We start from the raw sequence: 11,043 nt of genomic DNA, 5'->3' as shown, positions 1-11,043 counted from the left end.
GAGGGGCCCGGGGGCGGTAGCGGGGCTGGGGCCGGCAGCCGACGGGATGGCTGCCGGCTTGTCGCCGTCCGGGGGCTCAAAAGACTTGGCCGCCCGGAGCCCCGCGACGACTCGACCGCTGATTGCGATACGCGACTCGATCGCTCTGTAGGGCAACGTGGGCGGAGTCGTCTGCGGAACTGCAGTGAAGCGACGAATCGGCGGAGGGGACTGTGCCCGAGATCTGGGCCGGAGTGGACATCAGCAAGGAGCACCATCACTGCGTATCCTTTTCCTTCCGGCCGCGAGCGGTGTCTCGTACTGGGGCGCTCACCTGGGAGTTCACCTGGGAATTCACCGGGTGGCCGTAACAGCTGTCGAGTGCACAAGCCGGACCCGCTTCGGTCCAGACAACGGCGCTCCGGCGTTCTTCCCGTTCGAGGAGCTCGTCCGAGGGCACTGCAATAGGATGAATCGGACGGCTGCTCGCCTGGGTGGCGCGCCTCTGTATGTGGGCGGGGAGGCGGTGGCGTGGTGGATGTGAGCGCGACCCTGGCCCGTATTTTGCGTGATCTCCCCGACGGGAGCGGGTCCGGTCTTCTGGGCGGTGACCCGGCTCGGTGCGCGGATGTGCTGGGCGTGGACGGAATCTCGGTGGCGCTGGAAGCCGGCGGGGTGCTGACGGAGCTGGTGTGGTCGACGCCGGGCAGCAGTACCGCTCTGGACGACGTGCAGTGCACGGTGGGTGAAGGGCCGGCGCTCGATGCCTACCGTCATTCGGTTCTGGTCGCGGTCCCGGATCTGCAGCGTGCCGATACGCGCCGGTGGCCGGCGTTTCTGCCCGAAGCCCAACGGCTCGGCGTCCAAGCGATGTTCTGCTTCCCCCTGAACTTGGGGGCTGTCTGCCTGGGCGTGTTCACCGCGCAGCGTGCCGTCCCCGGCCCGCTGAATTCTGCCCAGATGAACGACGCACTCATCGTGGCGGCGGCCGTCACCGCGGCGCTGATCCGTGACAGCGGGCAGCGGAAGTCCTTCGCTCAGGCGGAGCCGCACACCGAGCTGCACCGTGCCGCTGTCCACCAGGCCACCGGCATCATCAGTGTGCAGGCCGGCGTCCCGCTGCCCGAGGCCCTGGCCATGCTGCGCGCGCACGCCTACCGCACCGACGTACCACTGCTCGCAACAGCCGAGGAAGTGGTCGCGCGGCGGCTGCATTTTCGGGACAATCGCGACGGGACGTCCGCCCCGTCCGGGAACAAGGACTGATCGATGATGCCGAATCAGCAACGCGTGCTGGAGATCCTGGTGGAGGCGGTGGACACGCTCACCGATGACTTCGATCTCATTGAGTTCCTGCACCGTCTGTCCACCCGCTGTGTGGAGCTCCTCGACGTCGACGCGGCCGGCGTGATGATCGTCGATCAGCACGGCGAACTCCAGCTGATTGCCGCCTCCGACGAGAAGACCCGCCTCCTGGAACTGTTCGCCCTGCAGCACAGCCAGGGCCCCTGCGTCCGCTGTTACCACAGCGGACGGGCCCAGTTGAACATCAGTCTCACCTCAAGCGCCGCCACCGCGGGATTCGGCCCCTTCGCCGCCCGCGCCAGGACGGCCGGCTTCACGGTCACCCACGCGCTGCCGATGAAACTGCGCCACCAGGTCGTCGGAGCCGTCAACCTCTTCGGCACCCGGCTGCGCCGCCTGAGTGACGCGGACGTACACGTCGGCCAGGCCATCGCCGACGTCGCAACGATCGCAGTCCTCCAGCAGCGCACCATCGGACAGATCTACGCCGAGAAAGCACAGTTGCAGACCGCTCTGACCAGCCGCGTCGTCATCGAACAGGCCAAGGGCATCCTCTCCGAACGCCACAGCCTCAGCCTCGACGACGCCTTCGAGACCATGCGCGCCTACGCCCGCCCCCGCCGGCTGCGCCTGACCGAACTCGCCCAGCAGATCGTCGACAACACCTTCGACGGCGACATCGCACCCACCGACAGCCCCGGTCAGCCATAAGCGCCTGCCTGCGATGTCGGCACGCCCGTTCCCCGGGGAGCCGTGAGCCGGTGCGGGGCCCTCTGCCTGTGGCCACCGCGGGGTCTACGCTGTTTGTACTGGCGAGCGTGCGAGCGGTCCGGCAGCGCTCCGGGCAGGTATGGGGACTGTGTCATGGAAGAGCGGCAGGACACCGCGGCATGGAAGCGCGTCGTCGAGGTCGCGAGTGCCGCCGGCCGGCCGGTCGCGTTGGAGTCCGCTGTGACAGCGTGTGTCGAAGACATGGGTGCGGACGGTCTGGGCATCAGCCTGATCACCCCAGGGCAGATCCGGACCGTGGCACATGCCTCTGACGAGCGAAGTCACCGGCTGGAGGACGCGCAGCTCGTGTCGGGGGAAGGCCCGTGCACCGACGCCTACCTGCGGCGCAGGATCGTGGAAACGGACGTCCGGCCCGCCGGCGGGCAGTGGCCCGTCTTCATGCGGACAGCCGGCGAACTCGGCATCCATTACGTGGTGGCCGCCCCGCTCCTGGTCGGCAACAATGTCCCGGTCGGCGCCATGGACATCTACCGCACCACCTCCGTCCCTCTCCTCGCGGCAGACCGGGCGAGGATCGAGGTCTACGCCCGCATCTTCGCCCTCCTGGCCCTGGACGCCCACCCCGCGCTGATCGGCTGGGAACAAGCAGTCCCGGAAACGGGCCCGGTGGGCTATCCGCCCCTCGTCCACCAGGCAGCCGGCGCGGCTGCCGAAACCGCCGACGTCCCCGTCACTGAAGCCCTGGCCCGCATGCGCGCCCACGCCTTCAGCCACCAGCAGCTCCTTGAGGACATCGCCCGCGACATCCTCACGGGTCGGCTCCGCCTGGAGGAAGACCGCGACACGCCACCTGGCTGACCGTGGTTGTGCGGCGGAAGGCTGCCGGACCGCGCCGCGGCCACCGATCTGGAACAGCTGCTTCCGTTCCGTCGAGCCTTGCGTAGCACCTTGCGGTGGTCGTGGCTGCGAGGACGGCGATGGATTTCTTGTCGCCGCCTCGCATCGGCCGTTCTCACCACCCGCCCCGGGGTGCGCGGGAGTTCATCCCGGGCTCGGGGCTCGAACGGGACTGGGGAGGACGAAGGGCTGAAGCTGCGTTGTCGGCGATGCGGCTCCAGCCGCATCGCCGTGGTCGCGATGGTCGCGATGGTCGCATTCTCACTGCGGCCCGGGGGCCGATACCGGCGAAGATGCCGGGGCAGGCTGGTGTTCGTCATGAAAGAACCGGTATGGCCTGGCGTTCTTCCTGTACCGAGAGCCGCCGAGGGCTCAGTGTCCGTTCTGCAGGGCGTCCTCCACGGTGGCCAGCGGCGCGAAGAGCGTGCCGACCCCTGCGGCTTGGAGAATCCTCAGGTGCCAGGGACGGGCGCAGACCAGAATCAGGTGGCCACCGCGTTCCAGGGCCCGGCGCCGTGTCCGGCAGAGCAGGCCGAGGGTGGAACAGTCGAAGAAATCCACCGACCGCAGGTCCACGACCACGCAGACTCCGGGCCGGGCAGTCGCAGCATCGGTATGCAGCTGAATCTCAGGGACGGTACTCAGGTCGATGGTGCCGTGGAGTTCGACCACGGTGCTGCCGCGGGCAAGGTAACTGCGCGCCTGCCGGCACGGGGCCGGCAGCTTCTCCGGCGTCGAGTGATTCTGGCGCTGCCCCGAAGTCGCATTCGTCTCGTGGACGCACATGACGGTTCCTGCCGTGAGACCCCGTATGACGGGAGTTCGTGGTTGTCGGACCGCCGCCGGGGGCCGGGGCAACGGCCAACCACCGTAGGAGAAGCAGGGGATGCAGAAACGTCCACGCACTCGATCATCCATCCGTGCGGGTGATAGTCATGCCGCAGCATTGACAGGTCGGCCTGCGCAGGCTCCCTGGGCGAGGTAATACGAGGCGATGTCGCGCCGTTCCGCCGGAGGGGTTGTGCGGCGGGCGGGTTGCGCGGCGGGCGGATCGTGCGGCGGGCGAGACGCCTGGTGTCGGAGCCGGCCATGAACGGCCTTCGTCCGCCCTGAATCTGACTGTCGCCATTGGCATATGCGGGCCTACGGTGGCCGCAGTCCGCGACCTGGCGGCTGTCCGTTGCTACGGCGCCGCGGTCCGACGATCACTCGGGGCCCAGGGAGCGCCTCTACGTCAGCGGCTCTGCCATGCGGGACCCTCAGCCCGCTTCTTCGGCATCGCACGAGGAACCACCGCTGCGGCTTCGCCCCCAGACCCCGGGCCGCTTCCGCCTCCCCGCGGTGCATGGCTACGAGGAATCAAGCCATGTCCACATACTTCGCCGACGACCTCATGTTCATCCAGCCTCTGATCGACGAGCCCGGCATCAAGCTCTACGGCCAGGTCATGGGCATCCACAAGATCCCGCTGAACCTGGCGTTACAGGCCTGCCGCCGACAGCACCAGAACATCACCATCGATCTCACCCGCGTCGACCACCTCTCCCGCAGCGCGCTGGAAACTCTCGTCGGCGCCGCCCGCTCCCTACCGCCCTCCGTGCGCCTGACCCTGCGGGCACGCCCTGAACTCGACCTCCCCGGCCGGCTGACCGCACACGGCTGGCATGAGACGCAAAGCCTCCACCTCGCCGAACCCTGAGGTGTGTGCCCCTGCGTCCGCGGGAGGCCGCAGGGGCATACACCGCGACGCCTGCGAAACAGCGGGACCAGACACCGGGGCAAGTCCGCGCCGGACATCCCGCGCTGCGGTTGCGGCGGTCTCTTCTCGAAGCGTCGGACACCCTCGTCGACGACTTCGACTCCGTCGATTTCCTGATGAACCTGGCAGACCGAACGGGTGCACTGCCAGGGGTGCCGAAGACCGGGATCGTGCTGAAGAGCAAGGGGTCCGGGCCCATTACCGGTGGCTGCCTGCGACGAGAACACCGAACTGCTCGACCTGCTGCGCGACCGCCCTCCCTCTCCGTGGCCGCAGAAGCTCATGGTCCGACACTGACGTCGAAACAAGCGGACACCGCACACTCGATCACGCAGTGACTCCCACGGTCACCTCGAAACGACTCCCCACCCCACGCGCACAGCCACACGCTGACCGCCCCGGTCGGCACGCGAGACACATGCGTGATGTGGAGTGCTGAGGACGCGGTCCGGGTCGCGGTGAGGCGCCAGGGTGAGAAAGCGTGCACTTCGCGTGAGGGCCCGGATCCCGCCCGGTCCCGGATCCTCACGCGGCACGGATTCCGCGGCCCCTGCGGTGGTGAGAACGCGGTGCGAGATTGCACCCCCTGAAGGTGCGGACAGAGCGCGCCCGTGGTGGCACGCTGGACGGGCCGGGTCGCCGCCGCAACGGGTGCGGCGGCGACCCGGGAGCGCGAGAGACCGGGTTCCCCCCGGACCGGTCCTCGCGCGAGGTGCCCTCCTGGCGGGGCGAGACGGCGGGAGTTGCCTCGCCACACGTGCCAGAAGGGCTGAAGGCTGGAGCCGTGTAGTCGGCGATGCGGCTCCAGCCGGTCCGACAGCCATCGGTCGATCACGGGCTCGGGGGCCGGGAGCCTGCGGTACGGGGCAGAACCCCGATGTCACTGGTCCGAGGGTAGAGGCCGATCCGCGTGATCGGAAGCCGGGAAAGTCGCCAGAACATCGCCAGAACATGCTTCCCGCTGATGGACGTACGAGGCATACGCCGCAACCCCCGCCACCACCAACGCACCCCCACACCGCAGGACGGAACCGCCCCTCCACCACCAGCCGTCCAACAAGAAACCGCTGGTCAGTCCCGCAACCATCTGGGAATAGTCCCCCGGGGGCACGCGACGAAGGGCCAGTTCAGAGGCTTGATTCTCTCGAACTGGCCCTTTGCCATGATCACGGCTGTGTCGCACCCGTGCCGCAAAATCCACTAGGAATCCGCGTCGCCCCACGTCTCGCGGATCATCGAGCCGAGCCGAGCCGAGCCGATCGGCGATCTAGCGATCCGGCCGCTGACGACGTCCGGTACGCCTTGATCAGGGTCGGTTCACCGATCCGCGCAAGGCGCTCCTTACGCCAGGCCTCCACCCGGGTCGAACACGAGCAGGCCACCCAGGTGTTCACCGGCGGCCACGTCACCTCGGACACCTGACCCGCCATCAAAATGTACTGCCGGGAGCCCAAAGGCAGCTGAACTCCGCCTCTACCGGCCCCTCCGTGCATCACGCACCGCCGGGGGCATGTCAGCGGGTCGGAGCGGCGTCTTCGAGTGAGGCCAGGCCGGTGTCGATGAGTTTGGCTGCGCGGCCTACGTCGGCGGTCACCGCCTCATGGATCTGTGTCGGCGTGCGGGAGCCGTCCAGATTCTTCCCGAGGCTTTGGAACTGGATGGACCACAGTCCGAGCAGGGCAGTTGCCGCGATCTGCGGTTCCGGGTCGTCCGGTTCTCTGCGCGTGCGCTGAGCCAGCGCCTCTGCCGCGACGGTGACGAGCCGGTCGGTCATGTCCTGATGGTAGGCCCGCAGCGAAGGCGTGGACCTGGTCAGTGCGCCGAAGCGTCTGATCGTGACAGCGGCCTGGTGGGGGTCGTCCTGCGCGGCGATCCAGGAGGTCATGGCTCGCAACTCATCGAAAAGGATTCGCAGCGCCACCTCGACCGGAGAGTGGTCTGTGTCGGCCAGGCCAGCGCGCAGGCTGGCCAACGTGGTCTCGCCCCGGTCCAGAACGAGCGATTCCTTGGTGGGGAAGTAGTTGAATACCGTCTTCTCCGAGACTCCGCATACCTGGGCGATCTCCGACACGCGGACGGCGTCGAAGCCGCGCTCCAGGAACATCTCAGTCGCGGTGTCGGACAGGCGTTGCCGCAACAGGCGCTTCTTGCGCTGCCGCAACCCCCCGGCATCAGGCTCCACGGGCTGCGGATGCCATGCCGTCCAGTCCACCGTGCTCATGACGACAGAGTAGTGCAGCGGCGTGATATTTACTGCTACTGTAAATTTCTAGTCGCTGTACATTCTGCACTCGACCGTCTCGGGAGCACCCATGAGCGCCATCCACATCGTCTGTGACTACCCGCACTCCCCTGCCAAGGTCTGGCACGCCACCACCGACCCCGGGCTCATACCGCTATGGACCGCGACCGGGGCCGGGGCACGCCCGGAAGGGTTCACTACCACCGTCGGTGCCCAGTTCCAGTTCATCGCGAAGCCCAAGCCCGGCTGGAGCGGCATCGTCGACTGCGTCGTACTTGAGGTGAACAAGCCCCGGCTGCTGCGCTACTCGTGGACCGACCATGGCGGCGGCGAGACAACCGAGGTTGCCTACTCCGTCGAACCGCATGGCAGCGGAACGCGCTTCACCTACGACCACACGGGCTTCACAGGGGCAAGCGGGCTCGTGATGACCCAGATCCTGGGGCACGTCCGGCGGAAGATGCTGCGCGTCGGCCTGTCCGCGGTGCTGAACGATCTCGACGAGGACGGCAAGCTCCGCCCCGGAAGTGCTATCAGGCCCAAGACCTGACTCCCTCATTGAGCCCGGCAACCAGGTGAGGACGACGAGCATGGCCGGATTCCCACCGAGCCCCGACAGGGGCAGCTGAGAGGCAGCTGAGAGGCCAGGACGGCCACCGCTGATCATCGGTGTGTGAAGACTGAAGATCACGCGATGGCCACGGGTCGCAGCGTAGGCCCTGCCCGCTGGCAGAAGGCGTTCGAGGTCCTGACGGGCCGGACAGCGGGCCGCTTCGCGCGTGTGGCCCCCCGCCGAGTACGGGATTTGGTGCTGGGACTGCTCTCGGACCTGCCACGCAAGAACTGCTGGTCGATCGCCGAGTGGGTCGGGGAAGCCTGCCCGGACGGCGTGCAGCACCTGCTCGGCCGGGCCAGGTGGGATGCCGACCGCGTGTGTGATGACCTGCGTGAGTACGTGCTGGAGCATCTGCGCGACGAGGACGCAGTGCTGGTGGTCGACGAGACCGGCGCCGTGAAGAAGGGCACGCACACCGTCGGCGTCCAGCGCCAGTACACCGGCACCGCTGGCAGGATCGACAACGCGCAGGTCGCGGTCTACCTCGTCCACGCGGGAATACGCGGGCACGCGGCGGTGGACCGTGAGCTGTAGATCCCGCGCTCGTGGACCTGCGATGCGCACCGCTGCCGGGCCGCGGGCCTGGGCGGCCGAAGTCCCCGCCGGTGCGGGCAAGTTCCGCGCTGACGTTCTGGCCGCGAAGGTGCCCAGGCGGGCGCCTGGCAGAAGCTGTCGGCAGGGGCCGGCGCCAGGACGCCATCTCGTTCGGCGACTGAAGGGATAACAAATCCGCTGATGAGAGTGGTGATTGGGCGGTTGAATGACGTCGTGAGTGACTACTGGACGCCGGCCCATCACACGGTGGAGCACGATGATGTGGGGACCTTGGCCTGCGGTAGCAGATGAGGGCGCGGGAGCAGATGAAGGTGCAGGCGATGCTGGTGAAGGCCAGGAAGTGCTCGGCCTTGCGCTCGTAGCGTCGGTACAGGCGGCGGCATCCGGCGAGCCAGGACATCGTGCGTTCCATGGTCCGTCTGTGGCGGCCCAGCCGCGTGGAGGACTCGACGCCCTTGCGGGCGATGCGGTGCCTGATGCCGCGCCCGCGTAACCATCGCCGCAGGTGGTCGTAGTCGTATCCCTTGTCGGCGTGGAGCTTTCCCGGTCTGCGTCGCCGAGACCGATGACCTCTTCGGCGCCCAGGTCCGGCTCGCCGATTACGACAACAACGGCAAAACCGACCTGGCGGTGACCGCCTCCTTCGAGAACGACCGCAGCGGAGGCCTGTGGGCCCTGCCGGGTACTTCGTCCGGCCTCACCGGTTCCGGTTCCAAGTCCCTCAGCTCCGCCGATTTCGGCCTCGCGAGCGGATCACGGTTCGGGGAGACGCTGCTCGACTGAGCCAGACGGACCGTCTCCAATCGGTCGCGGACCGGTGGACTCCATGTCCCGAGCGAACCAGCTGATGCATGGCTCTCCCCGCTCCCTCCTGAAGCGGGTGCCGCAGGTTCAAAGCCTGCCAGGGCACCGGGGCACCAGGGCGAGGCAGTTGGAAAGCGCGTCAACGGCAACGCATGAGCGCCCTAACCCGTTTGACATGGTTGAACCGCCGTGAGGTGATCCACCCACTGTGATCATGTGAGGGAGATGACTTGTGTCGTACAGGGCTGTGACGCTCGCCGGCGCCGATTCACCGAGTGAACATCTTCAGCTGGCCGCCTTCACGGCGCTGGTAGCTGTCGTCTTCATATGGCTGGGGCGGAGGCAACGCCGCACCGGGCGCAGCCTGCTCGCTCCGAACGAGATGATGAGAGTGGGCGATCAGCTGATTCAACCGCCGCCGCCGAGCCGCGGCCACCGAACAGCCGGGGGCGTGTGGATCGGCGTCGGTGGCGTCTTCGTCTTGCCGGCGGTGTTCAACGTTGTGGCGGCGATCCGCCAGCTCATCGGCTGAGCCCCCTGTCGGGACCGGGGGCACCCACACGAGAACCCCCGGCGTGTGCCGAGGCTGACGTTCACGGGGAGCCTAACGGCGACTGGCCAAGTGCCCTTCAGGTGGGCTGATTTGGAATGCGCGACCGCCTCTCCAGCAGTACGGCAACTGACGCCGCGGCTACGACCCACCGCCGACAGCGAAGCCGCACCATCGGCATCCCAGCGCCTCAAGCCCCCCTCCGGCGGTACTGTGCCGCGTGGCCGAAGCCCGTACGGCGTACGCAACCTGAACTCCGAGGCCGCTGGGATGCCGTGCTTTCACTGTCGCCCGTGCGGGCCGGTCGCGTCATTGGCAGGACGCGCGGTCTTCCTTCGCATCCAGCGCAGCCGCCGCGTCCGGTGCAGCCGCCGCGTCCCGCGCACCCGCCCTGACCTCGCTCGGCGAAACGCCGTACGCGGTCCGAAAAGCACGGCTGAGGTCCGCGGGGTGGCGGAACCCCCACCGCGTGGCGATCTCGCCGATGGACACGTGCCGCAGTGCGGAATCGGTCAGGTCGGCTCGGCAGCGCTCCAGGCGACGGTGCCGGATCGTGGCGCCCACGGACTCCGGTTCGCTCCGGAAGAGCTGGTGCAGGGTGCGTACGGAGATGTGGTGGTGGGCGGCCACGGCCGCCGGGCGTAACTCCGGGTCGGCCAGGTTGTGGCCGATGAAGGTGTTGATACGGGCGAGGAGCGACGCCTGGCGCGTCTCGGCAGGCAGCCTGTCCGCCTCACCGAGCTGCGTGCCCAGGAGCGAGGCGGCCAGGTCCATCGCGACCGCACCAAGCCGGGCCACCTCCGCCGGCCCGCAGTCGCGAGCGGCCCGGGGCAGTCCCATGAGGTACGGAACGAGCAGGGCGCCTGTTCCGGAACCGGTGGACAACGGCTCGGCCAACAGCCGGTCCGCCCGCCCTGCCGCCAGCGGGAGAACAGTGCGTGGCAGCCGCAGCTGCGTGGTCCGGCAGAGCCCGCCCAGATCGAGGAACTCACAGGTCAGCGGATGTGACGTGGAGAAAAGCGCCATGTCGCCGGCGTCGAGGCAGGCGATACTGCGCTCCTGCTCAAGCCGGATCGCGCTGCCGTCCCGGACAAGGACCAGGAAGTAGCTCTCGGGGTCCTGGCGGCGGATCTGGACCGGGGAGCGGCGGGCCGTCAACGGGGAGTAGGTGAAGGTCGACACCTGGCTGAGTGGCAGTTGAACGGATTCCGCCCGTCCCTCGAAGTGACGCGCGTGCGGGCTGCGGAGCGTGACGGGCATGACCTCCTGGCCCACCAAGTCGTTCCACCAGCCGAATCTGTCCGGCGCCGGCACGGAGTCGGTGTCCACCGTCAGCACGGGCCCAGCCGTGCTGCTCCGCTCCGCCGTGTTCTTGAGGATGGACATCCAACAATCATGCCGGGCAGCGGAGTTGAAGTCAGCGGGCAGTGAGGCACACATGGGCATGTACGCAACGACTGCGGTAGTGATCGCCGTATCGGTCGCGGGATTGGTATCGGTCGCGGGATCGGTCGCGGTTACGACGGGCAGGACCTCCCGGTACTCGGACAGTTCCGCATGTCCGAGGTGCCGAAAGGCCCTGCCCGTACCCCCGTACCCCCTGT

10 protein-coding genes and 2 pseudogenes are annotated in these 11,043 nt (G+C 68.1%); 8 read left to right on the top strand and 4 right to left on the bottom strand.

Annotation, left to right across the window (positions count from 1 at the left end; genetic code table 11):
• Positions 1 to 618: 618 nt before the first annotated feature.
• From AOK01_RS36550 to AOK01_RS36540, 3 genes are all read left to right on the top strand, one after another.
• Positions 619 to 1,245, top strand: coding sequence for an ANTAR domain-containing protein (locus AOK01_RS36550; RefSeq protein WP_157871641.1), 627 nt, complete (start codon positions 619 to 621; stop codon positions 1,243 to 1,245).
• 3 nt (positions 1,246 to 1,248) lie between these two features.
• Positions 1,249 to 1,995 carry a GAF and ANTAR domain-containing protein gene (locus AOK01_RS36545; RefSeq protein ID WP_245702563.1) on the top strand — a complete coding sequence of 249 codons (747 nt, stop codon included), beginning with the start codon at positions 1,249 to 1,251 and terminating at the stop codon, positions 1,993 to 1,995.
• Positions 1,996 to 2,148: 153 nt separating this feature from the next.
• Positions 2,149 to 2,874 (top strand): GAF domain-containing protein, encoded by a 726-nt coding sequence (locus AOK01_RS36540; RefSeq protein WP_055519360.1) that lies wholly within the window; start codon positions 2,149 to 2,151, stop codon positions 2,872 to 2,874.
• A gap of 411 nt (positions 2,875 to 3,285) precedes the next feature.
• Here the strand turns inward: AOK01_RS36540 and AOK01_RS36535 are convergent, their stop codons facing one another.
• On the bottom strand, positions 3,286 to 3,699 hold the full coding sequence (locus AOK01_RS36535; protein ID WP_079104051.1) for an STAS domain-containing protein: 414 nt from the start codon (positions 3,697 to 3,699) through the stop codon (positions 3,286 to 3,288).
• Positions 3,700 to 4,279: 580 nt separating this feature from the next.
• Here AOK01_RS36535 and AOK01_RS36530 point away from each other — a divergent pair.
• Complete coding sequence (locus AOK01_RS36530; RefSeq protein ID WP_055519358.1) at positions 4,280 to 4,612, top strand: hypothetical protein; 333 nt, start codon at positions 4,280 to 4,282, stop codon at positions 4,610 to 4,612.
• Between the two features lie 1,573 nt (positions 4,613 to 6,185).
• Here AOK01_RS36530 and AOK01_RS36525 read toward each other — a convergent pair.
• A complete protein-coding gene (locus tag AOK01_RS36525; protein WP_055519356.1) occupies positions 6,186 to 6,893 on the bottom strand; it encodes a TetR family transcriptional regulator in 708 nt (235 codons plus the stop codon).
• A 91-nt stretch (positions 6,894 to 6,984) separates the two neighbouring features.
• Between AOK01_RS36525 and AOK01_RS36520 the strand changes: the two genes are divergently transcribed.
• The gene (locus tag AOK01_RS36520) at positions 6,985 to 7,464 is read left to right on the top strand and encodes an SRPBCC family protein (protein WP_055519354.1); all 480 of its coding nucleotides are present in this window, start codon (positions 6,985 to 6,987) and stop codon (positions 7,462 to 7,464) included.
• Between the two features lie 144 nt (positions 7,465 to 7,608).
• Positions 7,609 to 8,061: pseudogene (locus tag AOK01_RS42125) on the top strand (IS701 family transposase); the annotation flags it as partial.
• 325 nt (positions 8,062 to 8,386) lie between these two features.
• Here AOK01_RS42125 and AOK01_RS42120 read toward each other — a convergent pair.
• A pseudogene (locus tag AOK01_RS42120) lies at positions 8,387 to 8,677 on the bottom strand (transposase); the annotation flags it as partial.
• A 38-nt stretch (positions 8,678 to 8,715) separates the two neighbouring features.
• On the opposite strand from AOK01_RS42120, the gene AOK01_RS45790 reads away from it, so the two are divergent.
• Both AOK01_RS45790 and AOK01_RS36510 read left to right on the top strand, forming a co-directional pair.
• Positions 8,716 to 8,868, top strand: coding sequence for a hypothetical protein (locus AOK01_RS45790; protein ID WP_245702562.1), 153 nt, complete (start codon positions 8,716 to 8,718; stop codon positions 8,866 to 8,868).
• A gap of 268 nt (positions 8,869 to 9,136) precedes the next feature.
• Positions 9,137 to 9,421: a hypothetical protein gene (locus tag AOK01_RS36510; RefSeq protein ID WP_245702561.1), complete on the top strand. Its 285-nt coding sequence runs from the start codon at positions 9,137 to 9,139 to the stop codon at positions 9,419 to 9,421.
• Positions 9,422 to 9,748: 327 nt separating this feature from the next.
• On the opposite strand, the gene AOK01_RS36505 is transcribed toward AOK01_RS36510, so the two are convergent.
• Entirely contained in the window at positions 9,749 to 10,825 is a 1,077-nt protein-coding gene (locus tag AOK01_RS36505) for an AraC-like ligand-binding domain-containing protein (protein WP_079104052.1), read from the bottom strand.
• Positions 10,826 to 11,043: the final 218 nt, after the last annotated feature.

The organism is Streptomyces aurantiacus (assembly GCF_001418335.1).
Lineage (GTDB): Bacteria > Actinomycetota > Actinomycetes > Streptomycetales > Streptomycetaceae > Streptomyces > Streptomyces aurantiacus.
This window is presented reverse-complemented; position numbering and strand designations above follow the sequence as displayed.